Raw genomic sequence first — 25,036 nt, forward strand, 5'->3', positions numbered from 1 at the left:
GGCAAACATGTCAACAAAGTATGAGAGAATTTCAGAGCTTTATGCAGATACCTGCAAAGCTGTTGTTTCCTCACCGAAAAAATGGCAGGAGTTTTTAAAGTCAGCTTGCAGAAATTACAAGCTGCGATTTGATGAACTGCTTTTGATTTACGCTCAGCGTCCCGATGCAACAGCAGTGCTGGAGATAGAGCAATGGAATAAATTTGGGCGATATGTAAAAAGAGGAAGTCACGGTATTGCAGTATTTGAAAATGCAAAAAGAACAAATCAAAGACTTGTTCATTACTTTGATATTTCAGACACAGTCAACAGCAAATATGCAAGACCTGTTCCTATATGGAAAATGAAGGAGGAATATGAAAACAAAGTAATAAACGGTTTTGAAAAAAGGTTCGGCGTTATAGAAAACAACATGACATTGCCCGATGCGATTGTCAGTACCGTTTCAAAAACCGTTGAAGCAAGCATACAGAATTATAAAAGGACTCTTATAAGGGAGTCGGAAAACAGTTTTCTTTCTGACCTTGATGAAACCGCAATAACGTCCGTCTACAGAAACATAGTTTCAAACAGCATTGCTTTTTTGGTTATGACAAGACTGGAAATTGATACATCAAAATATTTCGATGATGAAGATTTCAGCGACATTACAAGCTTTAATACTGTTGAAACATTAAACGCCATTGGCTTGGCGACCGGAGAAGTGTACCAAAAACTGCTCACATCTGTGGCAAATGTGGTTTTATCATTAGAAAAAAACAGAAAAGCCATTGACGAAAAAAATAATAATAATTACAATGAAAACAGCAGTAAAAATATAGACGAGAGGAGTTTTTCAGATGAAAGAAATCAAATACAAGATGGTAGGCGACTACATGCTTCCGGACTTTGGCGAGGACGAGAAGGAAGAGGAGATGGAGCAGGAGCTGGGAATATACGCACTGCTGAGGAAAGAGTTCCTGATGGAGTACCGCAAGCTGGAGTACATGAACCTCTTAACAACGGGCAAGCTGACGGAACATCTTTTGGAGGTGGAGAAGCAGGCTCAGGAGCTGACCGACATGCTGACAGAGCAGATGAAGGAAAGACAGGGCTTGACCGAGGAGCTGAAAGCCAAAGACCAGATGGCATGGGTTCAGGGAATGAACAACATCCAGAACGCAGTGAGAGAGATAGTGAGAGAACAGGTGATTTACGCTTAAAACCTCTCCCCTCTTTAGAAACTCAAATATCGGCAATAGAAGAAACAGAGGAAACAAAAACCTCTGTTTTTTCTTTTTCTCAGGAAATTATAGATAATGTACTTTGCAGTGGAAGCGGCGTATCTGAGGGTAAATTACGTATTTATGAACAATATCAAAAAAACCTTTCACCAAAAGAAAATGAAAAGTTTCTTAAAGACGAATATGGTATCGGCGGTTCATCTCCCGTGATGATCATAAACGAAACAAAGATAAGTGAATGGCACAACGGTAAAGGAATAGAGCTTTCAACCGGATTTAACGAAAACGCTGTAAAGCTTCATCTTCCATGGAAAAAAGTCGAACGCAGGCTATTTGACCTAATAAAGCTTGACAGATACTTAAATCCAAAAGAAAAAGAAATTTATCCTAAGTGGCTTGAGAAACAAAAAAGCAAAGAGCTTGACACAAGCTTTGTAAAGACAGACTCATCAGAAAAGAAAGAATATGAATATCACCTTGGCGATAAGGTATACATTGGTGCTTCGGAATATGAAATTCTATCCTTTGACGAAAACAGAGTAATGCTCTATGATACCGGCTCTCCGCTTTTTAATAAAGAAATGACACGCTCTGACTTTGATAGACTTGTTTCCGAAAATCCCATGAACGAGCATTTACAGGTCAAAGAAAATTCGGAACCGGTTCCGGAAAAAACACTTGCTCAAAGGCTTGTTGATTTATATAAGGACTATGACTTCTATGATTATCAGGACAATCTTGAACTCGGTGAAACTGATGAAGATGCTGTTTCAAAAATGGCGGAACACATCAAAGATAAACAATCATGCGAAGATATCATCAGTTATATGACTGACTATATTGCCGAACTAAGCATCAACGAAAACGAATCACAACAAACCTTTGATACACCTGATTACAGCCACATTGAGTACCTGCAAACATTGCTTGATGATTTAATAGCTTACTCTGCAACGATTGAGAAAAAAACTGAAACGGTTCCGGAAAACACGGAAGAACCGGAAATCCGTCCGTCTGAAGAATTAAAGGCTGTTCAGGAGATACCGGAACAAAATACATTAAAGCCCCCTGTTTCAATGTCAAAAGCATCTGTTTTACGTACTGACACTCCTATTTCCGAAAGGCACAATTTCAATCTTAATGAAAATGAGGTTGAGTATGTGGGCAAAAAAGAGCGTTTTCGCCGAAATATTATGGCAATACAGCTTTTAAAAAAATGTCAGGATGAAAACCGTTTTGCTACTCCTGAAGAACAGGTAATTCTGTCAAAATATGTAGGCTGGGGCGGTATTCCCGAAGCCTTTGACGAGAGAAATTCAGCCTGGGCAACAGAATATCTTGAGCTTTCAACTGTCTTAACCCAGGGGGAATATGCCGCCGCAAGAGAAAGCACTCTCACAGCATTTTATACTCCGCCGGAAGTAATAAATGCTGTTTACAGTGCCATTGAAAATATGGGATTTACACAGGGAAATATACTTGAACCATCATGCGGCATCGGCAATTTCATAGGTATGCTTCCGGACAGCATGAAAGAAAGCAAAGTATATGGTGTTGAACTTGATACGATATCGGGAAGTATAGCACAACAGTTATACCAAAAGCACTCAATAGCTGTTCAGGGATTTGAAGAAACGAATTTACCTGACAGTTTTTTTGATATAGCTGTAGGCAACGTACCTTTTGGTGATTTTAAGGTCATTGACAAAAGGTATAACAAGCATAAATTCCTGATACATGATTATTTCTTTGCGAAAACTTTGGATAAGCTTCGCCCGGGCGGTGTGATGGCATTCATTACCTCTAAGGGTACAATGGACAAGGAAAACAACTCCGTGAGAAAGTATATTGCCCAAAGAGCCGAGCTTTTAGGTGCTATCCGATTGCCCAATGATACATTTAAGGGCAATGCAGGAACCGAGGTTGTTTCCGATATTCTTTTTCTACAGAAAAGGGACAGAGTGCTTGACCTTTCTCCCGATTGGGTTGACTTAGCTGTAAACGATGACGGTATAAAAATGAACTCTTATTTTGTTCAGCACCCTGAAATGATTTTAGGTGAAATGAAAATGATATCCGGACGTTTCGGCACGGAAGCTACCTGCGAACCTATAGAGGGAGCCGACTTAAAGTCACAGCTTGCAGAAGCCGTATCAAAGATAAACGGCACAATAACCGCTTATGAACAAAATGAAGTCGAAGAAGCAACAGAGTTCATAACGGCTGACCCTACGGTCAGAAATTTTTCCTACACTGTTGTTGACGGAAATCTGTACTACAGAGAAAACTCCAGAATGAACCTTTGCAAGGTTTCGTCCAATGCCGAAACACGAATAAAGGAAATGATTAAAATCCGTGACTCGGCAAGAAACTTGCTCGACCTGCAAAAAGAGAATTTTCCCGATGATGATATAAAAGCAGAACAGGAAAATCTTAACAAGCTTTACGATAAGTTCTTTGAAAAATACGGTCTTTTGAGTTCCCGTGGAAACTCTGTTTTTAAAAATGACAGCTCTTACCCATTGCTTACCTCCTTGGAAATAGTCAATGAAGAAGGACAGCTTGAGCGAAAAGCTGATATGTTTACAAAGAGAACAATCAGACCTCATCAGGCTGTTACATCTGTAGACACTGCAAGCGAAGCTTTAGCTTTGTCAATCGGAGAAAAAGCTACAGTGGATATGGAATATATGTCAGAGCTTACAGGCAAAAGCGAACAGGAAATATTTAAAGAGCTTAAAGGGGTTATATTTCTGAATCCCATGCACGGATACGGAACTCTCACTGAAGCAAAATACCTGACGGCTGATGAGTATCTCTCCGGTAATGTTAGAGAAAAGCTGAGAACAGCAAGAAAGACAGCAGAGCTTTATCCCGATGATTACACGGTAAATGTAGAAGCGTTGGAAAAAGTTCAGCCAAAGAATTTAACAGCAAGTGAAATTTCCGTAAGGCTTGGTGCTACGTGGCTGCCTTCCGAAATAGTACAGCAATTTGTATTTGAACTTTTACAGACACCCAGATATACACAGTGGAATATGAAAGTAAACTTTTCAAAATACACAGGAAAATGGAATATTTCAGGCAAAAGTGCTGACAGGAATAATATCAGAGCTGAACAGAAATACGGAACATCAAGGATTAGCGCCTACTACATCATCGAAGAAACATTAAATCTGAAAGACGTCCGTATTTTTGATTATGAGGAAACTCCGGACGGCAAGAAAAAAGCTGTTTTGAATAAAAGAGAAACTGCTATTGCTCAATCAAAACAGGAACTCATTAAACAGGAATTTCAGGACTGGATATGGAAAGACCCCGTTCGCCGTGAAGAACTCACAAAAATGTATAACGAAAAATTCAACTCAATTCGCCCACGTGAATATGACGGAAGTCATATTATATTCAGTGGGATGAACCCTGAAATTAAACTTAGAGAACATCAAAGAAATGCGGTTGCACATATTCTTTACGGCGGAAATACTCTCCTCGCCCATGTGGTTGGAGCCGGCAAAACCTTTGAAATGGTTGCCGCCGCACAGGAAAGCAAACGCTTGGGACTTTGTCAGAAATCCCTCTTTGTTGTTCCCAATCACCTCACAGAACAATGGGCTTCTGAATACTTACAGCTTTATCCTGCGGCGAATATCCTTGTTGCCACAAAGAAAGATTTTGAAACCAAAAACCGAAAGAGGTTCTGCGGAAGAATTGCTACAGGCGATTATGATGCGGTTATTATAGGTCATTCACAATTTGAAAAGATTCCTATGTCAATCGAAAGACAGCGTGCCTTTTTGGAAGAACAGCTTGATGATATAACACAGGGTATTGACGAACTTAAAAGAAACCGTGGTGACAGCTTCTCTGTTAAGGAATTGGAAAGAACAAGGAAAGCTGTTAAACAAAAGCTTGATAAACTCAATGACCAAAGCAGAAAGGATGACGTTGTTACCTTTGAGGAGCTTGGCGTTGACCGCATATTCATTGATGAAAGTCATTATTACAAAAATCTATTTCTTTACACAAAAATGCGTAATGTGGGCGGTATTGCTCAAACCGAAGCACAGAAATCTTCAGACCTCTTTATGAAATGCAGATACCTTGACGAGCTTACCGGAGGACGTGGCGTTGTATTTGCAACAGGCACACCGATTTCAAACAGTATGGTGGAACTTTATACCATTCAGCGATATTTGCAGTACGGTAAGCTTCAGCAAAACGGATTACAGCATTTTGACGCTTGGGCTTCTACCTTTGGCGAAACAGTAACGGCAACAGAGCTTACTCCCGAGGGAACCGGATATCGCATGAAAACACGTTTTTCAAGGTTCTACAACCTTCCTGAACTTATGGCTATGTTCAAAGAAGCTGCAGATATTCAAACTGCCGACATGTTAAATTTACCAGTTCCAAAAGCAAACTTTCATAATGTAGCGGTTAAGCCTTCCGAAATGCAAAAGGAAATGGTTTTATCTCTTTCTGAAAGAGCAGAGAAAGTAAGAAACGGAATGGTTGATTCAAAGGATGATAATATGCTGAAAATCACCAATGACGGCAGAAAGCTTGCCCTCGACCAAAGAATGATAAACCCCATGCTTCCTGATTTTGAAGGCAGTAAATTAAACGCCTGCGTTGACAATATTCATCGTATTTGGACCGAAACAGCCGATAAGAAATCCACACAGCTTGTTTTCTGTGATTTATCAACCCCGAAAAAGGACGGTTCTTTTAATACATACGATGATATTTGCAATAAGCTGATTAAAAGAGGTATTCCAAAAGATGAAATAAGATTTATACATGAAGCCGATACCGAAGCCAAAAAGCAGGAGCTTTTCAAGAAAGTAAGAAAAGGCGAGGTAAGAATACTGATAGGTTCTACTCAGAAAATGGGAGCCGGCACGAATGTACAGGACAAGCTGATTGCCTTGCATGACCTTGATTGTCCATGGCGTCCGGCTGATGTAGGACGGATTTTGCGGACATTCAAAATAAAAAAGAATGTGGAGGTAACAGACAATGGCAAAATCATTATTTGAGGAACTGGGCGGCAAATACGAAAGGCAAGGGGATTATTTGATACCGTGCTTAACTGTACCCGCCGAAGAAGAACAGGCAATAGGCATCTGGGGGCAACGGCATTTAGATTATCTAAAACAGTACCGTAAAGTTACATACACCAATCTTCTTACAAGCGGCAGGCTAAACGCCTACCTTGCCGACATCAACAGACAGGCACAGGAACGCTTTGAAAGGCTCATAGAGGGTATGAAACAGGCACAGGGCATAACGGAACAGCTAAAGGCAGAAAACGCCTTAGAATGGACAGGATGCCTCAATAACATAAGGGCTTGTGCGAGGGAGATTGTGGAAAAGGAAATTATTTTTGCATAAACAGATGATTAGTGGCAGGGGGAAATCCTGCCGCTTTTTCTGCTTTAGTTTGTCAGCTTGACAAATAAAGGGTTAAGGAATATAATTAGATTCAGTATTATACAAGGAGTTAATAAATATGCGGCAAGGTATTCTTAAATAAACTGTCAATTTGATAGTGGGAACAAAAAGTAGCAGTCCCGTTTCACTTTTAATATGGGGCTTAGTTTTTTGTACCCAGTTTAAGAATACTTTTATCATGTAATTTTATATGCCCGAAAACATATAAGTGTTTTGGGGCTATTGGAGTTATTTACCCAGTGATAGGAGTATTTATCACTGGGTATTTTTATGCCCTTTTTTGGGTGTTGATAGGAGGAAAATCACATGAAAATAATTAACTTAGGCATTCTGGCTCACGTTGACGCAGGAAAGACAACATTAACGGAAAGTTTATTGTATACCAGTGGTGCAATTGCAGAACTAGGGAGCGTAGATGAAGGCACAACAAGGACAGATACAATGAATTTGGAGCGTCAAAGGGGAATCACTATCCAGACAGCAGTGACATCTTTTCAGTGGGAGGATGTAAAAGTCAACATTATAGATACGCCAGGCCATATGGATTTTTTGGCGGAAGTATACCGTTCTTTATCCGTATTAGACGGAGCAGTATTATTAGTTTCTGCAAAGGATGGCATACAGGCACAGACCCGTATACTGTTTCATGCACTACAGATAATGAAGATTCCGACAATTTTTTTCATCAATAAAATTGACCAAGAGGGGATTGATTTGCCAATGGTATATCGGGAAATGAAAGCAAAGCTTTCTTCGGAAATTATAGTGAAGCAAAAGGTTGGGCAGCATCCCCATATAAATGTAACGGACAATGACGATATGGAACAGTGGGATGCGGTAATTATGGGAAACGATGAACTATTAGAGAAATATATGTCAGGGAAACCGTTTAAAATGTCAGAACTGGAACAGGAAGAAAACAGGAGATTCCAAAACGGAACGTTATTTCCCGTTTATCACGGAAGCGCTAAAAACAATCTGGGGATTCGGCAGCTTATAGAAGTAATTGCCAGTAAATTTTATTCATCAACGCCTGAAGGTCAATCTGAACTATGCGGGCAGGTTTTTAAGATTGAATATTCAGAGAAAAGGCGGCGTTTTGTTTATGTGCGTATATATAGCGGAACATTGCATTTGAGGGATGTTATTAGAATATCTGAAAAAGAGAAAATAAAAATCACAGAGATGTATGTTCCGACAAACGGTGAAATCGTCCCGGCTGACCATGCCTGTCCGGGAGAAATTGTTATTTTAGCTGATGATACTTTGAAACTGAACGACATTCTGGGAAATGAAAAACTCCTGCCTCACAAAACATGGATTGATAATCCCATGCCATTACTTCGGACAACGGTAGAGCCGCAAAAGCCGGAGCAAAGGGAAGCCCTGTTAAATGCCCTCGCAGAGATTGCTGATACAGACCCTCTTTTGCATTTTGACATTGATACTGTTACACATGAGATTATGTTATCTTTTTTGGGGAATGTGCAGATGGAAGTCATTTGTGCCATCCTTGAGGAAAAATATCATGTGGAGGCAGAAATAAAAGAGCCTACTGTTATATATATGGAAAGACCGCTTAGAAAAGCAGAATATACCATCCACATAGAAGTCCCGCCAAATCCTTTCTGGGCTTCTGTCGGGTTGTCCATAGAGCCGCTCCCTATTGGAAGCGGAGTGCAGTATGAAAGCAGAGTTTCACTTGGATATTTAAATCAATCGTTCCAAAATGCGGTTATGGAGGGGGTTCTTTATGGCTGCGAGCAGGGGCTGTATGGATGGAAAGTGACAGACTGTAAAATCTGTTTTGAATATGGATTGTATTATAGTCCTGTAAGTACCCCCGCAGACTTTCGGCTGCTTTCCCCTATCGTATTGGAGCAGGCTTTAAAAAAAGCAGGGACAGAACTATTAGAGCCATATCTCCACTTTGAAATTTATGCACCGCAGGAATATCTCTCACGGGCGTATCATGATGCTCCAAGGTATTGTGCAGATATTGTAAGTACTCAGATAAAGAATGACGAGGTCATTCTGAAAGGAGAAATCCCTGCTAGATGTATTCAAGAATACAGGAACGATTTAACTTATTTCACAAATGGGCAGGGAGTCTGCTTGACAGAGTTAAAAGGATACCAGCCAGCTATTGGTAAATTTATTTGCCAACCCCGCCGCCCGAATAGCCGTATAGATAAGGTTCGGCATATGTTCCACAAGTTAGCTTAACAGCTTGCAAAAGTCATATAAAATGAGATTTGAAAGGATTAGAGACTAATTATGATGAAATGCGAATGGATATTGTGTCCTGTTTGTGGGAGCAAAACCCGTAATAAAATTAGGAAGGACACTGTTTTGGAGAATTATCCCCTTTATTGTCCAAAATGCAGACAAGAAAGATTGATTAAAGTTGACAACTTGAAGATAACTGTCATCAAAGAGCCAGACGCTTAAGACGCAGAGCCGATGAAATTGTGGAACAATTCACGAATCATCGGCTCTTTTTGTTTCGTATTTGAAAGAACAAACTCACCAAATAAAAAAAACGATATTCGGGTGGGTTATTTTGTTATACCCTAAATTACCCTCTGAATTTGTTTTTAAATTTGGAGGGATTTTTTTATGTCCTTTTTTCGGGCAGTTATCTATCTGCTCATACGAAGCAAAATTTATCAATACATAGCATATCAGAGAACGGCAGGAAACCAGTTAAAAAAATTTCTGCCAGTGCAACGGTACTTCTCACCTTGAAAGTAGAAGTACAATCTCCATACAATAGAATTACTATTTCCTATAACCGTAAAGGTCACAGAGCCTTTGCGGTTTTTCTTTTGTCGATTTTTGTTGGAAAGTGCCGTAGGGCTGTTTCTGATATGCGGTGTCGTTCTCCGCCTCTCCATCTGGATTTTTTACATTTCAAAAATTCAGATGGGAGGTATTTATGGTGAAATATGCACCAAGAAAGGTATATATCAGAGAAAGTGGCGGCTATGTGGAATTATCCTACACGGAGTTCTGCCGTTGCAGGGAATCCGACCAGACCTATATGGACAAGCTGTTTATCCCCATTCAAGGCTGTCTGCTTGAAGTCGTGAGGGAGCAATACACAGACTTCTACCGTGACAAGGAACGGTGGCGTTATCTGCAAAAATTAGATACAAAGAATAGACTGCTATCTCTCGACGGATTTACGGACAGCGAGGGGAATCCTCTGGACTTTATCACTGATGAAGCGGTGGACATTGCAGAAACCGTTGTCAATGCGGTCATGGTGGACAGGCTGAAAGCCGCCCTGCCTTTGCTGTCGGATAGTGAACAGGAGCTGATACAGGCAATCTTTTTTGACGGACTTTCCGAGCGTGAAGTCGGGGCGAGGTTGGGCATAACCCAGAGCGTTGTAAACAAACGCAAAGCCAGAATCCTAATAAAACTAAGAAAGATAATAGAAAATTAAAATTTAAGGCGTTCAGCCCCCTTGTTTTTTCCTTTGGGAAGATGAGGGGGCTTTTCTCTGCCCTCTCAATCAATTCTGATTGGAGGAAGTAAGAATGGCATACAACCACGGACGGGAGGACAGGAAATGGCGTATCTGGAAAGAAGCGGAGGAAAAGCTGCTGCGTGAGTGCGGCGTTGATGAAGCGACCATTGAGCAGATACGCATGGCGGACAGGGCAGACTTCAATTCCAACAGGCGGTTTTACCGATGGACGAATGACGTTGCGGAATATCTTGAGGACATGGCAGGCAGGGAGCGGCAGGCGGAAGTGGGTACGGTTGCGGAGTTACTGGAAGAGATTGAGAGCGAAAATCTCTATCAAGTATTAGTCACGGTGGACGGGCGTACCTTGAAAATCGTCCTGCTGAAAATGCAGGGGTATTCCACAAAGGAGATTGCCCCGCTTGTGCATTTGACGACTGGTGCCATCTATGCGAGGTTAGACCATCTGCGGAAGAAGCTGCGGAAAATTTTATAGCTTCTAAAACAGCCTGCCATCCTGCGGGCTACTGGGTGAGGGATGGAAATCCCCTCACTCATTTTTTGCAGGAGGACAACAGGATGGCATACAGGGTTAAGGCATACACGCTTCGGGAGGAATCCACGGAAAGCGGCACAAGGTATTTTATCAGCTTTAAGGACGGGCAGGGCAAATCCCACGAGTTGGAAGTGTCGGAACAGTTCTTTATGGAGTTTCGGCAGATGGAGCGCAGGAACAGGAATCTTTTCTAATGGGACGAGCGGCACAGGGAGTTTAACGAGGTATGGGACGAAACCCTTTACAGACGGGCGTTGCGTGTGCCTAAGAGCCTTGATGAACGCATGGTTGAGGAAGAACGGAATGAAACGCTCTATAAGGCGGTTGGGAGCCTTCCAGAGATACAAAGGCGGCGTTTCCTGCTCTACTACGAGTATGAGTTCAATTTTTACCAAATCGCCGCTATGGAGCATTGCACCGCTTCGGCAATACAGAAATCTGTTGCGATTGCAAAGGAGAAAGTAAAGGCGGAAATTGAAGAAATATCTCCAACCGTGACCGACACCGCCCGAAAAAGAAATCTGTTTTTTATTTGTGTGGGATTGGCGGCATTACATACTCTCACTTTTTTCCGTGGGAGTAAATCTATTTTTAAGGAGGTCAACGCCTATGTGCAACGAAAACAAAGACACCGCCCGAAAGGAGGAAAGCCATGCAGAAGTTACAGACAGTCAACGCCGAAACGCTCCTTTATGAACCGCTTGAGAAACCATCCTTTGTGGTGGACAGCCTTATCCCGACAGGCTTATCGCTGTTCTGCGGCTCACAGAAGATAGGCAAAAGCTGGCTCATGCTGAAGCTATGCTTATGCGTGTCGCAGGGAATCCCTTTATGGGATATGCCGACAATGGAGGGCGATGTGCTTTACCTCTGCCTTGAGGACACGTTCTGCCGCATACAGGACAGGTTATTTCGTTTGACGGACGAAGCAAGCGGGCGGCTCCACTTTGCCGTGGCAAGCTGCAAGCTGTCAGACGGTCTTATCGTGCAGCTTGAAGATTATCTGAAAGATTACCCAGACAGCAGGCTCATTGTCATTGATACCTTGCAGAAAGTCCGTACAGCTTCAAAAGACAATGCCTATGCAAGCGACTATGGGGACATCTCCCTCATCAAAGACTTTGCCGACAGGCACTCTCTGGCGGTCATTGTCGTACACCACATCCGAAAGCAGAATGACAGCGACGTGTTCAACAAGGTGTCTGGGACGACAGGATTAACGGGGAGTGCGGACGCTACCTTTGTTCTGGAAAAGGAGAAACGTGCGTCTGACACCGCCAAGCTGTATGTGACGGGCAGGGACACGCCTTATCAGGAATACACGCTGCGTTTCCGTGATTGCCGTTGGGAGCTTGTGGAGCGGAAAACGCAGGAGCAGCTTGCGAAAGAAACGATACCAGATGTCCTTTTTCGGTTGGTGGATTTTATGAGGGATAAGGAAGAATGGATAGGCACGGCAACGGAACTGTTAGCCGCTATGGGGGAAACGGAAACCATACCCACGGTGATTACGAAATGGCTGAATGAATACCGCACCACATTTTTAAGCGAGAACCGTATCTGCTACCAGTACAGCCGCAGGAAAGACGGCAGGCGGATTGCCCTTGCAAGGAGGGCGGGTGACAGCGGTGATGGTGGTGACAGCGATATTAGGATACCCCCCTGTTACTGTCATTGACGCTTAAAGCCATGTAAAGCTGGCGGCTCTGCCCTGCGGGTGACAGCAGTGACGGTGGTGACAGTGATTTTAGGATACCCTGCCGCTGTCATCCCTACGGGAGAACACCCCGTAAACGCAAAATGCAGGCGTGAGATTTACTCGCCCTTTTCGGTCGTGTAAAACCACCCCTGCGGTCAGAAAAATCATTCCGATTTTTCCGACTGCGTTTACAGGGTGTAACACACTACACTTTGCCCTGCAAAGTCGTGTGCCAGACGTTCCCTCTGGACTCCCTTAAGGCAGGGCTGTGCCCTGCTATCCTACGCCTTACGGCTTCGGATAAAAGAATGGCGGCATGACGGTGACGGCTCTTGCGAGGGGGGTATCCCAAAAACACCGTCATCATCGACATGACCGTCATGCAGGGGGTGAGGGTGACAGTTGCGGCAGTCGGCAGGGGGTATCCCAAAACTGCTGTCACCACCGTCACCGCTGTCACCCCAAAGGACGGTCACCCGCCGAAAGAAAGGAGGAATCCGCCTATGCCTTATGCAATCCTGCGTTTCCAGAAACGAAAAGCGGGCGGCGTTGCGGCTTGTGAACGCCACAACGAGCGGAAGAAAGAAGCCTACAAAAGCAACCCAGATATAGATATGGAACGCTCTAAAAACAATTACCATCTCATAGCACCACCAAAGTACACCTACAAGAAAGAGATTAACCGCATGGTAGCCGAAGCGGGGTGCAGGACAAGGAAAGACAGCGTGATGATGGTGGAAACGCTCATCACAGCTTCACCAGAATTTATGAACCAGTTACCGCCCGAAGAACAAAAAGCGTATTTCCAGACGGCTCTTGACTTCATTTCGGAGCGTGTTGGAAAGCAGAATATCCTCTCCGCTGTCGTCCATATGGACGAGAGAACGCCCCATATGCACCTCTGCTTTGTGCCGATTACGCCAGACAATAAGCTGTCAGCGAAAGCTATCTTAGGCAACCAGAAATCATTATCCGAGTGGCAGACCGCCTACCATGAGCGGATGTCCTCACGGTGGAATCAGCTTGAACGGGGGCAGTCCTCAATGGAAACCAAGCGGAAACACGTCCCCACATGGCTCTATAAATTAGGCGGCAGGCTTGATAAACAGTATGAAGAAATCGTGTCTGCCCTATCCGACATCAACGCCTTTAACGCAGGGAAGAAAAGGGATAAAGCGTTAGATTTACTCTCTGCATGGCTGCCAGACGTGGAGAAATTCTCTAAGGAAATCGGGAAACAGCAGGCGTATATCGACAGTTTGAAAGAGAGAATTGGGCAGGAATCAGACTATGCGGGGCGTATGCGTGATGAAAAGTACGAGCAGGAACTAAAGGTGCAGAAAGCGAATCAGAAGATATTTGAATTGCAGAGAACCAACGAGCAGATGGGGCGGCTGCTGTCAAAAATACCGCCCGAAGTGTTGGAAGAATTGCAGAAAAATCATAGAAGCAGAGCGAAAGAAAGGTAGATATGTGAATGAAGAAACAGGATTTTAAGGTGTTAAAGACCAAAGACTTGTACCCGTTCCCCGACAATCCGTTTCATGTGGCAGAAGATGAAACACTGTCAGAGTTAGCGGAAAGCATCAAGGAATTTGGCATTGTCACGCCGATAATCACACGCCCGAAAGAGGACGGGGACGGTTATGAAGTGATTGCAGGACAGCGGCGTGTCCGTGCTTCTGAACTTGCAGGGATAAATACCGTGCCTGCGTTTGTCCTGCCCTTAGACCGTGACCGAGCCATCATCACCCTTGTAGACAGCAATTTGCAGCGTGAGAATATCCTGCCATCGGAGCGGGCGTTTGCTTACAAGATGAAATCCGAAGCCATGAAGCGGCAGGGTTTCCGCACAGACTTAACCTCGTCACAAGTTGTGACGAAGTTGCGGACGGACGACAAGGTGGCACAGGGCTTCGGCGTGGGCAGGATGACCGTGCAGCGTTTTATCCGCCTGACGGAACTGATACCGCCGATTTTGCAGATGGTGGACGAGGGGAAAATCGCCCTCACGCCTGCGGTGGAACTGTCCTTCTTGAAGAAAGACGAGCAGGAAAACCTCTTTGCCACGATGGAGAGCGAAGAAGCAACGCCCTCACTCTCACAGGCACAGCGGATGAAACAGTTAAGCCAGAGCGGGCGGCTTGACATGGATACGATATTTGCGATTATGACGGAGGAAAAGGGCAACCAGAAAGAAACCTTGAAAATCAACACAAGCAAGCTGAAAAAATACTTTCCGAAGAACACAACGCCGAAGCAGATGGAGGAAACCATCATCAAACTTTTGGAGCGTGAGTTGCAGAGGAAACGCAACCGTGACAGCCGCTAATCTTCTTTTTTCGGGAAGTAAATACAGAGAGTTGAGGTATGGAGAATGAGAGAAATCCAGTATGAAATCGTAAAGGAAATCGCAGTATTGTCTACGGGCGACAGTGGCTACACAAAGGAAATCAATCTCATTTCATGGAATGGGAAAGAGCCGAAGTATGACATCCGCAGCTTTTCCCCGAACCGTGAAAAGTGCGGCAAGGGAATCACGCTGAACGCTGATGAAGCGGCGGCACTCCTTAAAGCATTACAGAAAGAATTAAACAGCGAGGATTAATGGTATCTGATTGGCAGGGCGGGGACATTTCCAAACTCTTCCCTGCCCTGTCTGGAAAGGAAGATTTAAGTATGGGCGAGGATAAGAAAGCAGATAAAAAGAGAAAGCGTATCGTGCCAAAAGCACCAGTGCAGATGATAATCAGCCGTGAATATGTCGGCACACAGACCGTTACAGAAGCGTTTGTCCCGATTATCTCCGAGGATATTCGGAAGAAGATTGCCGAGGGCGACACCTTCGACAATGAGGGGCTGTCCGCTTAGAATGTACGCAATGGGACATGAAAACAGATAGGACAGATACGGAGGTTTTACAGTATGGCAGGAATCAAAGAAGAAAAGAAAATCTATTTAGTCGGCATTTATTGCCGCTTATCTAAAGACGATGGTACGGATAACGAGAGTGCGAGCATTGCGACACAGAAATCCATCCTCACGGATTATGTGAAAAAGCAGGGATGGCACATAGCAAAAACGTATGTGGACGATGGTTATTCTGGTACAAATTTCCAAAGACCAAGTTTCCAGAATATGATAAAAGACATTGAAAGCGGTCTGATAAACTGCGTGATTACGAAAGATTTATCCCGTCTGGGGAGAAACTATCTTGATTGTGGGTTATATCTGGAAGTTTTCTTCCCAGAGCATAACGTGAGGTATATAGCGGTCAATGACGGCGTAGATACCTTGAATAAATCTGCTATGGACATCACGCCTTTCCGCAACATTTTAAACGAAATGTATGCCGCTGACATATCTGTTAAGATAAAATCGGCATATCGGGCGAGGTTTCAACAGGGGAAATTCATGGGAACTACCGCCCCTTATGGCTATATCAAAGACCCTGCCGACCACAACCATCTGCTGATAGATGATAAAGTGGCACATGTTGTAAAAGAGATATTCGACCTTGCATTAAAAGGGAATGGAGTTGCCAAAATTTGCAGACATCTTAATAAACAGCATATCCTACGCCCTGCCGCTTATGCGGCGGAGCGTGGCGAAACAGGCTTTGAACGTCATTTTGAGGGGAACGAGGACAAACGCTATATTTGGAGTGGGAACAGCGTGAGGAGCATTTTAAGAAGCCCGATATATGCGGGAAATCTTGTAGGCTACAAACGGATTGCCGCCAATATGAAAAGCAAGAAACGCCCCTCTAAGCTGCCCGAAGAATGGGAAGTGATACCCAATACCCATGAGGGAATAGTCACGCAGGAGGAATTTGATATTGTCCAACAGCTTATTACAAGTCGTAGGCTTCCACAGAACAAGGGAGGATTTGTAAATATTTTTGCAGGCGTTATCAAGTGTGTGGACTGCGGATGTGCTCTGCGGGCAATGAACGTACACAGGAGGAAACGCCCAGAGATTATCGACTGTGTACAGTATTCATGTAATAATTATGCAAGAAACGGAAGAAGCGAGTGTAGTGCCCACAATATAGAAGCAAGGGATTTATTCAATGCCGTTCTTGCCGACATCAACTGTTTTGCGGATATGGCAGTGAATGATGAAAAGGCGGTCAGGGCCATAGAAAAGCGGCTCACGGAAACAGACCAGAGCAGGGCGAAAGCATTAGAGAAAGAACGTAAGAAGCTGAACAAACGCCTTGCGGAACTGGACAGGCTGTTTTCCTCTCTCTACGAGGATAAGGTCATGGAGCGTATTACCGAGCGGAATTTTGAGATGATGTCGGGGAAATACCAGAAAGAGCAGCTTGAAATTGAAGCAAGGCTGAAAGAGGTGACGGAAACTCTTAATGAAAGCTACGAGAAATCACGGGGAATCCGTGACTTCCTCGCCCTTATCCGAAATTATCAAGGCTTAAAAGAACTGGATGCAACAGTTATAAACGCACTCATAGACAAGATACTTGTTTCGGAGCGTGAGAAGATGGCAGACGGAACAGTGAAGCAGGAAATCAAGATTTACTATAAATTCATCGGCTTTGTCGATGAATTACATATCATACCTACAAAACGGTGGGCAGCAATGCCCGCTAAAAATTGTACGGTGTGCGGCGTTGAATATGTCCCGGGCTCTGGTGCATCAAGGTATTGTCCTGCTTGTGCCAAGAAGATACGGAGGGAGAAATCAAACGAGAGCAAACGCAGGAGCAGAGAACAGAAAAGGATAGCATGTATGAACTGTCCGCAAAAAATGACCGACTGACCTTGAACAGCGAAGCGGAAGAATAATCCGTCAGGGAAATGAAAACCCGGAAGTGGATATTTACCGATATGTTACAGAACAGACCTTTGACGCTTATCTGTATCAGCTTGTGGAGGGAAAACAGAAATTTGCAAGTCAGATTATGACAAGCAAGTCACCTGTAAGGTCAGCTGAGGACATAGACGAAACGGCTCTGTCCTACGCTGAAATTAAAATGCTCGCTACAGGAAATCCATATATTAAAGAAAAGATGGATTTAGATATTCAGGTTCAGAAGCTAAAGGTTTTAAAATCCAGCTTTTCATCTGAACGATATGCTTTGGAAGATAAAATTCTTAAATATTTTCCTTTCAGAATTTCTGCATATGAAACCCGTATAGAGGGACTGAAAAAGGACATAGATGTGGTTTCAAAAAATCCCAGACCCGACGAAAATACTTTTACTTTTAAAATTGATGATAAGACATACACAAAGAGAACAAAAGCAGGAATGGGCATAATTGAAGTATGCAAAGCAATGACAAGTCCTGACCCTGTTCCTCTTGGAGAATACAGAGGTTTTAAGCTGGAGCTTTCCTTTGACAGAATGGAAAGAAAATATGAAGTCAAGGTAAAAGGCAACATAAGCTTAAAAACATACCTCAGTGACGACCCATCGGGAAATACAGTCAGGATTGACAACATCATAGATAAATATCCCGAAGCTTTGGAGCTTGCTCAAAGAGAGCTGGAAGAAACAAGAAAACAGCTTGAAGCTGCAAAAGAAGAAGTGGAAAAACCATTCTCAAGAGAGGAGGAATTAAAAGCAAAAACAAAAAGACTTAATGAACTCAATAAACTCTTAAGTCTTGAGGATAAACCTATAACCGCACAGGAAGCTCAGGAAAATCAAAACCAGAACAGACCTAAACGAAGATTGTAAAAGAGAAAAAAGTGTTTCAAAAACTCCAAAAAATTAGATGACACAAAAATGTATCTATATTAAGAGTTTTGAAACACTTTTTTACATTAAAAACAACTGTATCAAAAAGTATACTTTTTGATACAGTGTCATAGACAAATATCCCGAAGCTTTGGAGCTTGCTCAAAGAGAGCTGGAAGAAACAAAAAACAGCTTGAAGTTGCAAAACAAGCTGCAAAACAGGAGGTGGAAAAACCATTCTCAAGAGAGGAGGAATTAAAAGCAAAAACAGAAAGACTTAATGAACTCAATAAACTTTTAAGTCTTGAGGATAAACCTATAACCACACAGGAAGCTCAGAAAAATCAAAACCAGAACAGACCTAAACGAAGATTGTAAAAGAGAAAAAAGTGTTTCAAAAACTTCAAAAAATTAGATGACATAAAAATGTTTCTATATTAAGAGTTTTGAAACACTTTTTTACATTAAAAACAACTGTATCAAAAAGTACGCTTTTTGATACATAAAAGAGGTGACTTAAACGTGAATAAAACATTTGGATATGCAAGAGTGTCATCCACCGAGCAAAGTCTTAACCGACAGCTTGACGCTTTAATTGCTTTCGGCATTCCGGAAAAGGATATTATAACGGACAAAAAAAAGAGGGATAAACTTTGGCAGACCTAAGCTTTTATACAATCAAGATTTACTTGATAATATCGACTTTTTATTAAGTCAAGGTGTACCAAAATCAACGATTGCTTCTAAATTACATATATCAAGGTCATCTTTGTACAGAATTTTAGAAAAAACAGGGAGGTTATAAATGGCTGCTAAATATCCGATTCATTCAAATTTAGAAAACAAGACAGATTATTTGACGAGAAAACAATGGTTGAACAAGGGCTTTGTTCCTGTTTCTGATGAAAAAATTGTACAAATGTATTCAAACGGATTTCGACAGAAAGTTTTTGAATACATAAATAAAAATGATGTGAGACGTGCGACAGAAAAGGAAATTCTATCTTACAAAGAAAATAAAAAAAAGACAGGTAAATATTTACAGAAAAAAACAGAGAGTGAAAAGAAAAAGAAAATTAAAGAATTTCGTAAGTTATGTTTAAATAAATCTCCTGCCGTTCAAGTAAACCCTGCGAATACATTAGTAATTGACATTGAAACTACAGGTTTAAATATTGATGAGGATGAGATTTTAAAAATATCAATATTAAACCTTGATACAAGAAAAATAATTTTTAATAAGTTTTCAAAACCGTTTTTAAAGAAGAACTGGCATGATGCTGAAAAGATAAATCATATATCACCACGAACAGTTGCTCACTCGCCATTTATTTATGAACTTCTTCCGGAAGTCAACTCTATTTTGGCTTCCGCAAAAATGATTGTAGGCTATAACATTGATTTTGATATCTCTTTTCTAAAAACATATGGTTTTTTTATTCCTGATGTAGAGATTTATGATGTAATGACCCATTTTTCAGAAATCTACGGAGAATATTCTGAAAAATACGGAGAATATAAATGGCAAAAACTGACAACTTGTGCAGAGTATTATAACTACAACTGGGGAGCGGACAAAGCTCATGACAGCTTAGCTGACTGCAAAGCAACTGCATATTGCTTTAATAAAATGAAAAGGAGGAAATGATTTGGCTAAAAGCAAATATCTTTTATCAAACAAAAAGAAAAAGAGAAAAATCATTTTATTTATCGTTTGTCTTTTGGTTTACACTCTCTTGATGGGATATATAATCTTAAACTTTGTGGGATACTGTAACCTTTATAATGAACAATACAGTGTTCTTTCTTTCATCGACTCAACAAAATTGCTTTTCACCCCAACAGGATTTACACTTCCTTTTGATTTTCAGGAAACCATGAGATTGATGGAACAAATTTGGTATGTACATTTGACATTTTTTCTTCTGTTGCTTCTATTGTTTATACGCCGAAAAAAAGATGATTTTCACGGTGTGGAACACGGCTCCGCCGGTTGGGCTTCAGAAAAAGACAAAAGCCTTTTCACAGACGATACAGGTATTCCCTGCGGTGATGGTTTCTATATTTCCATCGGCGCAGACTCTAAGGGAAAGGATGTAAAAAAATGAAATCTAAATATTATCTGCCGCACAATCTGAATGAAATAATCATTGGAGGAAGCGGCGCTGGAAAGTCATTCAGGAAAATTAAGCCGGACATCATGCAAATGTTCGGCTCTTATGTTGTAACGGATCCGTCCGGTGAAATTTACCGTGACACGGCAAATTTCCTCAGAGATCATCACTACAACATAAAAGTATTGAATCTCATAGATATCGAAAAAGGTAATACATACAATCCCTTTCGATATATCAATGACGAACAAGACGTCCTCAACATTGCAGATTTATTCATAAAGAACACAGCAGGCAAAGACGAAAAAGAAGATATGTGGTCAAGTTCAGCAAAGAATTTGCTTGTCACATGTATGATGTATCTTTTTAAATCTGAAAACGAACAGAAATCTTTTGGTAAAGTTATGAGAATGATAAGCACCATAAGGTTTGACAGCAACGGAAGAGTAGACCCGCTCTGTGAGTTCGCACAAAAGATGAACTATCACAAAATAGAACATCCCGGAGATGCTGTGTCAATTTACTGGGACTCACTTCAAAGCTCCCCTCCTGAAACATTCGGAAGTGTTGTTGCTACCCTTTCTACCCGACTAAGTCTTTGGGCAGTTTCTGCGGTAGATATTCTGACCGATGAGGATGAAATGGAATTAGAAACCATAGGTGAAGAAAAGACTATCGTTTATGTAATTATCCCTCCTGCCAGACAAACCTACAAAGCTGTAGCAAATATCTTTTTTACGCAACTCTTTGAGGTTTTGACAAACACTGCAAATTTTAAGTATAAAGGAAAACTTCCATTGCTTGTTTCCTGTGAGATAGACGAATTTGCAAACATCGGAGAGATACCCAACTTTCAGGAAACATTGGCTGTTGTCAGAAAAAACAACATAAGAATATGCATAGCATTGCAGGGACTTTCACAGCTGAAAGCTTTATACAAAAACAGCTGGGAAAGTATTATCGGTAATTGCAGTATCTTCACTTATCTTGGAACCAATGACTTAGACACAAAAGAATATATAGTCAGACGTCTTGGAAAAATCACCGTAAGAGTTGATACAAAATCAAGTAATACGACAGGAGGCGGAACTGATTCCGAAAATTTCACAAGCAGAGATTTACTTATGTCCAATGAGTTGGCTAAAGCCATGAAGCTAACAGAAAAAAGCGGCGGTAATTGTATTGTTTTCGTTGATGAGTTTGACCCTTTCTTTTTAAAGAAATTTGATACTCTTCACCATAAATATTACCGTCAGCTTAAAAGGGCTTCTCTTGATGAGGATTATGGAAATATTAACGCTCTGAAAATGTCTGCTTATTCAAAAAAGAGAGAAAAGGATAAAGAAGCATATATAGAGCTGTCTAAAAGGCTTAAAAAGAAGCAGGAAGAACAACAGGAGGAAGAGTATTATAAAAGCCTCAATTTACCTGATGATATTGAGGAATCTCCTATTGCGGATTTTGAAGAAGAAAATTACTGAAAAGAGGTGGTTTAAATGTACGACAACAATGAAGAATTTGCCGCCATAAAATCGGCGCTTAAAACACCGATAAACATATTGCAAAACTACGCAACAATAAGAAATGCCTTTCAGCGAAGCGAACATTCCAGACAAAAACAGCTTGCAAAAGCTCAGCAAAACATGGAGAGAGAATGTTTCAGAAACATAAGAAATTATGTCAATGAAAACGGCTTTGTATTTACCGGTCAGCTGACTGATATAGCTATTTGCGGAGATGCAGGTATCCCGTTAAAAGCTTTGAATGTTTCTCCCAAAGAACTTAAAGACGCTGTACTGAGAACATTCGGACAAGCTATGAATGACGGCTACATCTCAATTCAGGGCGATACAATAAAGCTTACCGAAAAAGGAAAAAGTCTTGTTATGCGTCAGGGATTTTTCGATAACTTTGTGCATGCGCAAAAGACGAGAATTGAAGCTTTAAATCAGCAGTTTAACAGGAACTACAAATATGTAAAGCTCAACGGAACGGACGCCGACCTTGCGGCTTTTAAATACACCAAAAGCATTGACCTAACCGGAATATACAATAACCCCGGAAAAGAAAGGCTTCAGGCTGTAATGGATAATTTTAAACAGCTTGAGAAAAAAGGTCTTGTTGAGATACGAAATAATATTGTCTTTCCTAAAGAAAAAGCCATTGAAAAGTATCTTAGCAAACACCCTATACCGGATATGAAGCTTCATGATATTGATCTTAAAAAGAACTATCGAATGAAGAAAACATCAAATTCTGCTGTAAAAAAACATATCCACGGGAAATATAAAAAGGGCGATTTAAAAGTTGCTAAAGGAAAGGCTTCAAGCGCAGCTGTAAAGAAAACAACAGCAACAAAAGCTGTAAAGGACGGAGTTAAGAAAACAGCAGATACGGCGGTTAATACAGCCGCAAAGGTTGTTCCGGTTGGAGTAGTAATAAAGCTGTCAGGCTCAGTGCTTAACATGGCAAAGAAGTCTGTTGCAAGTAAATAAATAAAAATGGAGGAATTTAAAATGAACAAGAAAAAAACAAACACAAAGACAATCAGAAGAACAAAGAAAATCGGTAAAATCATGACCTACATACTTATAGCGGTTATGACTGTATTCTGTACATCTTTCGGTTATGTATCGGCTGCACCTGCCGGAGTTGATACAACGATGTTTACTAAACTTTTGGATATGGTACTTTGGGCAGCTCGTGCAATACTTATTGTTATGGTTATTGCAGGTATTGTAAAAACAGCCGAAGGACGTGTACAGGAACGACCTTCGGAAATGTATATGGGCTTAATTACCATGGTTGTTTGCGGTGTCATGTTCGCCATAACCTTTGCCGTTCCTGATTTGGTTAATTTTTAAGTTATTAAAAACAAAAGAGAGGTTCTATCATGAAAGAGAAAATTAAAACAGCTATTGAAAAAAAGTCGAAAAAAATCACGGTATTTTCTTTAATACTTCCACTCACAGAATTATTACTTTTCTCAGGCATAATTTTTATGGTCACAATAAATCTTTTTGCTGTGACGGATATAAATTCGAAACTCAGCTCGAATGATAATATCGTTTATTTAAAAGAGCTTGTAACACATATATGTAAAACAGGAGTGATATTCATTGAGGCAATAGCTTTTGTTCCTTACATAGTGAAATTACTCAATGATATCAAGTTAAAGAAAGAAAAAAAGATAAATGACATAATCGGAATTATATGCTCTAACATTGTTTTTGCTATCCTCATTATTTGTACAGCTTTTTTCTATCATCCTGCCATTGAGTTCTTTTTGACATAATGAGAAAAAGAAAAAACAGAGGATTTTCACCAAAAGAAAAATATCTGCTGATTGTTCCTGCTGCGGCAATTCTTGTTTTATCTGTTGGTATATCAGGAAATATTTTTAATATCAACGGGGACTACAAAACTGATATGCTTTTATGGCTGTATCCAAGAGCAATCAGTATTTTATTTGCGGTTATTTTGGGTATTCGCAATGTACTTAAAGGCATCAGAAAAAATAAATCTCATTGCTTAAGATTAGGAACTGCCGCCGGTTTTACATACACACTTACATTTTGTTCAACCTTTGCTATTCCTTTTCTGATGAGTATTAAATGGGAAACTTTTATAACAGCTTTTAAAGTCATGTCGGTTTGTCTTTTGGTGTTAGGAAACATATTATTTTTAATCTATCTTAGAAAGCGGTGAAAAAATTGAATGAAGAAACTCAGAAAACCATAAAATCAAGAAAAAGATGGATTTTGATTCTATGTATTGTTTTGCCGCTTATAGCGGTTTTTAAATTTGCAGCCATTGGTTTTGCGGAACCGGTTCCGGATGGCGCAAGGAAACAAAATGTACTTTATCAGGCAAGCGGAGCAACAACTGAAGGTACATCGGATTCAGGAGTTGTTTCTCCCAGCGGAAATACAGTAGAACCTGTTACAAATGAAGATGTGGCAAACAGACCAGGAAGCATGGCAGGCGAATTGATAATGACTATAAACTATATGTGGAGTACTGTGGGACAGGTTATCAGAAATTTTGCCGCCGATAACTCAATGCTCATCGGTTTCAGTACTTCCGAAATGGAAAATTTCGCTGAAAATATGGCTTTCATTTTTCAAACAGTCGGATATTTCATTATCATTCTGGTTTTCTCTCTAAACATTATTGAGTATGGATTGAAATTTGAGTATTACGATAAAAAAATGTACTTTAAAACCTTGGGATACATATTTCTCGGAAAATGCTGGGTAGACTTATCAATTAAAATTGTTCTTCTTATTTTCAGAATTTTCAATTCAATAGCTTATGTAATTTCAGACCCTGCTACTATGGAACTCCTCCCTCAGTACACGCCTGAAAAAGCTTGGTATTCATATATTCCGATAATCGGTGTTTTAATCGACCTGGTGGTAGCGATATTTGAGCTTATTCCGTTGTTTCTTACGCTGATTGTAGTATCAATAGTTATTATCTGTATATTTGTAAAACTCACAATCAGGTGTTTTGAAATGACCTGCCTTATAACTGTTGCACCTGCGTTTATGGCTTGCTTTGCCGGTGATGTTACAAAGAAATACGGTCAGCGATATATAGAAACTGTTATATCAATAGGTCTTGACCTCGTCTTTATCGCTGTAGTCTATACGATAGGTCTGCAATGGCTGAATAAGCTTGCCGCCGAAAACTCCGGAGGATTTATGGAATTTGGGGAATATGTAACACGCATGGTTCTGATAGTTGCCATGGGTGTTGTAATTTGCAAACCTCCAAAGGTCTTGACCGGACTTGTGGGGTGATGAATT

General features: G+C 41.2%; 23 protein-coding genes and 2 pseudogenes. All 25 read left to right on the top strand.

Annotation, left to right across the window (positions count from 1 at the left end):
* Window positions 1-1,129: 1,129 nt before the first annotated feature.
* The 25 genes and pseudogenes from B5F08_RS13685 to B5F08_RS09550 all read left to right on the top strand — a co-directional run bounded on the left by B5F08_RS13685 (window position 1,130) and on the right by B5F08_RS09550 (window position 25,030).
* Window positions 1,130-6,262, top strand: coding sequence for a DEAD/DEAH box helicase family protein (locus B5F08_RS13685; RefSeq protein ID WP_442856070.1), 5,133 nt, complete (start codon window positions 1,130-1,132; stop codon window positions 6,260-6,262).
* Window positions 6,243-6,617: a TnpV protein gene (locus tag B5F08_RS09430; RefSeq protein ID WP_001129922.1), complete on the top strand. Its 375-nt coding sequence runs from the start codon at window positions 6,243-6,245 to the stop codon at window positions 6,615-6,617. Before B5F08_RS13685 ends, B5F08_RS09430 begins: the two co-directional genes overlap by 20 nt.
* 366 nt (window positions 6,618-6,983) lie before the next feature.
* Complete coding sequence (gene tet(O) / locus B5F08_RS09435; RefSeq protein WP_087378658.1) at window positions 6,984-8,903, top strand: tetracycline resistance ribosomal protection protein Tet(O); 1,920 nt, start codon at window positions 6,984-6,986, stop codon at window positions 8,901-8,903.
* 51 nt (window positions 8,904-8,954) lie between these two features.
* Window positions 8,955-9,144 (top strand): annotated as a pseudogene (locus B5F08_RS09440) (cysteine-rich KTR domain-containing protein).
* 471 nt (window positions 9,145-9,615) lie between these two features.
* The gene (locus tag B5F08_RS09455; RefSeq protein ID WP_000241709.1) at window positions 9,616-10,128 is read left to right on the top strand and encodes a sigma-70 family RNA polymerase sigma factor; all 513 of its coding nucleotides are present in this window, start codon (window positions 9,616-9,618) and stop codon (window positions 10,126-10,128) included.
* 94 nt (window positions 10,129-10,222) lie between these two features.
* A complete protein-coding gene (locus B5F08_RS09460) occupies window positions 10,223-10,648 on the top strand; it encodes a sigma-70 family RNA polymerase sigma factor (protein ID WP_000323895.1) in 426 nt (141 codons plus the stop codon).
* 83 nt (window positions 10,649-10,731) lie between these two features.
* Window positions 10,732-10,902, top strand: coding sequence for a hypothetical protein (locus B5F08_RS13755; RefSeq protein WP_000331638.1), 171 nt, complete (start codon window positions 10,732-10,734; stop codon window positions 10,900-10,902).
* Window positions 10,903-11,360: 458 nt separating this feature from the next.
* The gene (locus tag B5F08_RS09470) at window positions 11,361-12,386 is read left to right on the top strand and encodes an AAA family ATPase (protein WP_001170964.1); all 1,026 of its coding nucleotides are present in this window, start codon (window positions 11,361-11,363) and stop codon (window positions 12,384-12,386) included.
* A gap of 524 nt (window positions 12,387-12,910) precedes the next feature.
* Window positions 12,911-13,876: a MobV family relaxase gene (gene mobV / locus B5F08_RS09475; protein ID WP_001820668.1), complete on the top strand. Its 966-nt coding sequence runs from the start codon at window positions 12,911-12,913 to the stop codon at window positions 13,874-13,876.
* An 8-nt stretch (window positions 13,877-13,884) separates the two neighbouring features.
* The gene (locus B5F08_RS09480) at window positions 13,885-14,739 is read left to right on the top strand and encodes a ParB/RepB/Spo0J family partition protein (protein WP_000743700.1); all 855 of its coding nucleotides are present in this window, start codon (window positions 13,885-13,887) and stop codon (window positions 14,737-14,739) included.
* A gap of 45 nt (window positions 14,740-14,784) precedes the next feature.
* Window positions 14,785-15,015 carry a YdbC family protein gene (locus B5F08_RS09485; protein WP_001206986.1) on the top strand — a complete coding sequence of 77 codons (231 nt, stop codon included), beginning with the start codon at window positions 14,785-14,787 and terminating at the stop codon, window positions 15,013-15,015.
* Window positions 15,015-15,278: a hypothetical protein gene (locus B5F08_RS09490; protein WP_000253176.1), complete on the top strand. Its 264-nt coding sequence runs from the start codon at window positions 15,015-15,017 to the stop codon at window positions 15,276-15,278. Before B5F08_RS09485 ends, B5F08_RS09490 begins: the two co-directional genes overlap by 1 nt.
* 54 nt (window positions 15,279-15,332) lie before the next feature.
* Window positions 15,333-17,189, top strand: a complete 1,857-nt coding sequence (locus B5F08_RS09495; protein ID WP_001820670.1) for a recombinase family protein — start codon at window positions 15,333-15,335, stop codon at window positions 17,187-17,189.
* Window positions 17,182-17,587, top strand: a pseudogene (locus tag B5F08_RS13760) (helicase); the annotation flags it as partial. The gene B5F08_RS09495 and the pseudogene B5F08_RS13760, both read left to right, overlap by 8 nt.
* Window positions 17,588-18,228: 641 nt before the next feature.
* Window positions 18,229-18,489, top strand: coding sequence for a hypothetical protein (locus tag B5F08_RS09505; RefSeq protein WP_087378662.1), 261 nt, complete (start codon window positions 18,229-18,231; stop codon window positions 18,487-18,489).
* Between the two features lie 144 nt (window positions 18,490-18,633).
* A complete protein-coding gene (locus B5F08_RS13145; RefSeq protein ID WP_242968392.1) occupies window positions 18,634-18,777 on the top strand; it encodes a recombinase family protein in 144 nt (47 codons plus the stop codon).
* Window positions 18,778-18,808: 31 nt separating this feature from the next.
* Window positions 18,809-18,916, top strand: a complete 108-nt coding sequence (locus B5F08_RS13765; RefSeq protein ID WP_442856071.1) for a helix-turn-helix domain-containing protein — start codon at window positions 18,809-18,811, stop codon at window positions 18,914-18,916.
* Window positions 18,917-19,759, top strand: coding sequence for a 3'-5' exonuclease (locus tag B5F08_RS09515; protein WP_087378664.1), 843 nt, complete (start codon window positions 18,917-18,919; stop codon window positions 19,757-19,759).
* A 1-nt stretch (window position 19,760) separates the two neighbouring features.
* On the top strand, window positions 19,761-20,219 hold the full coding sequence (locus tag B5F08_RS09520; protein ID WP_087378666.1) for a hypothetical protein: 459 nt from the start codon (window positions 19,761-19,763) through the stop codon (window positions 20,217-20,219).
* Window positions 20,216-21,706 carry a VirD4-like conjugal transfer protein, CD1115 family gene (locus B5F08_RS09525; RefSeq protein ID WP_087378668.1) on the top strand — a complete coding sequence of 497 codons (1,491 nt, stop codon included), beginning with the start codon at window positions 20,216-20,218 and terminating at the stop codon, window positions 21,704-21,706. The genes B5F08_RS09520 and B5F08_RS09525 overlap by 4 nt, the downstream gene beginning before the upstream one ends.
* 15 nt (window positions 21,707-21,721) lie before the next feature.
* Window positions 21,722-22,720, top strand: coding sequence for a hypothetical protein (locus B5F08_RS09530; RefSeq protein ID WP_087378670.1), 999 nt, complete (start codon window positions 21,722-21,724; stop codon window positions 22,718-22,720).
* 21 nt (window positions 22,721-22,741) lie between these two features.
* Window positions 22,742-23,089, top strand: coding sequence for a hypothetical protein (locus tag B5F08_RS09535; RefSeq protein WP_087378672.1), 348 nt, complete (start codon window positions 22,742-22,744; stop codon window positions 23,087-23,089).
* Between the two features lie 29 nt (window positions 23,090-23,118).
* On the top strand, window positions 23,119-23,520 hold the full coding sequence (locus B5F08_RS09540) for a hypothetical protein (protein ID WP_087378674.1): 402 nt from the start codon (window positions 23,119-23,121) through the stop codon (window positions 23,518-23,520).
* Window positions 23,520-23,933 carry a hypothetical protein gene (locus tag B5F08_RS09545; RefSeq protein WP_087378676.1) on the top strand — a complete coding sequence of 138 codons (414 nt, stop codon included), beginning with the start codon at window positions 23,520-23,522 and terminating at the stop codon, window positions 23,931-23,933. The genes B5F08_RS09540 and B5F08_RS09545 overlap by 1 nt, the downstream gene beginning before the upstream one ends.
* A 5-nt stretch (window positions 23,934-23,938) precedes the next feature.
* Window positions 23,939-25,030: a type IV secretion system protein gene (locus B5F08_RS09550; protein ID WP_087378678.1), complete on the top strand. Its 1,092-nt coding sequence runs from the start codon at window positions 23,939-23,941 to the stop codon at window positions 25,028-25,030.
* The last annotated feature ends 6 nt before the right edge of the window (window positions 25,031-25,036 follow it).

Source organism: Anaeromassilibacillus sp. An172, from assembly GCF_002160515.1.
GTDB classification, from domain to species: Bacteria; Bacillota; Clostridia; order Oscillospirales; family Acutalibacteraceae; genus Limousia; species Limousia pullorum.

Excerpts from the sequence above, each read along its gene's own strand:
- mobV (WP_001820668.1), top strand. The coding sequence starts at position 12,911 with ATGCCTTATGCAATCCTGCGTTTCCAGAAACGAAAAGCGGGCGGCGTT.
- B5F08_RS13685 (WP_442856070.1), top strand. The coding sequence starts at position 1,130 with ATGGGTTCAGGGAATGAACAACATCCAGAACGCAGTGAGAGAGATAGT.
- B5F08_RS09545 (WP_087378676.1), top strand. The coding sequence starts at position 23,520 with ATGAGAAAAAGAAAAAACAGAGGATTTTCACCAAAAGAAAAATATCTG.
- B5F08_RS09485 (WP_001206986.1), top strand. The coding sequence starts at position 14,785 with ATGAGAGAAATCCAGTATGAAATCGTAAAGGAAATCGCAGTATTGTCT.
- B5F08_RS09525 (WP_087378668.1), top strand. The coding sequence starts at position 20,216 with ATGAAATCTAAATATTATCTGCCGCACAATCTGAATGAAATAATCATT.
- B5F08_RS09515 (WP_087378664.1), top strand. The coding sequence starts at position 18,917 with ATGGCTGCTAAATATCCGATTCATTCAAATTTAGAAAACAAGACAGAT.
- B5F08_RS09495 (WP_001820670.1), top strand. The coding sequence starts at position 15,333 with ATGGCAGGAATCAAAGAAGAAAAGAAAATCTATTTAGTCGGCATTTAT.
- B5F08_RS09530 (WP_087378670.1), top strand. The coding sequence starts at position 21,722 with ATGTACGACAACAATGAAGAATTTGCCGCCATAAAATCGGCGCTTAAA.
- B5F08_RS09430 (WP_001129922.1), top strand. The coding sequence starts at position 6,243 with ATGGCAAAATCATTATTTGAGGAACTGGGCGGCAAATACGAAAGGCAA.
- B5F08_RS09490 (WP_000253176.1), top strand. The coding sequence starts at position 15,015 with ATGGTATCTGATTGGCAGGGCGGGGACATTTCCAAACTCTTCCCTGCC.
- B5F08_RS09535 (WP_087378672.1), top strand. The coding sequence starts at position 22,742 with ATGAACAAGAAAAAAACAAACACAAAGACAATCAGAAGAACAAAGAAA.
- B5F08_RS09460 (WP_000323895.1), top strand. The coding sequence starts at position 10,223 with ATGGCATACAACCACGGACGGGAGGACAGGAAATGGCGTATCTGGAAA.
- B5F08_RS09480 (WP_000743700.1), top strand. The coding sequence starts at position 13,885 with ATGAAGAAACAGGATTTTAAGGTGTTAAAGACCAAAGACTTGTACCCG.
- B5F08_RS09455 (WP_000241709.1), top strand. The coding sequence starts at position 9,616 with ATGGTGAAATATGCACCAAGAAAGGTATATATCAGAGAAAGTGGCGGC.
- B5F08_RS13755 (WP_000331638.1), top strand. The coding sequence starts at position 10,732 with ATGGCATACAGGGTTAAGGCATACACGCTTCGGGAGGAATCCACGGAA.
- B5F08_RS09540 (WP_087378674.1), top strand. The coding sequence starts at position 23,119 with ATGAAAGAGAAAATTAAAACAGCTATTGAAAAAAAGTCGAAAAAAATC.
- B5F08_RS09470 (WP_001170964.1), top strand. The coding sequence starts at position 11,361 with ATGCAGAAGTTACAGACAGTCAACGCCGAAACGCTCCTTTATGAACCG.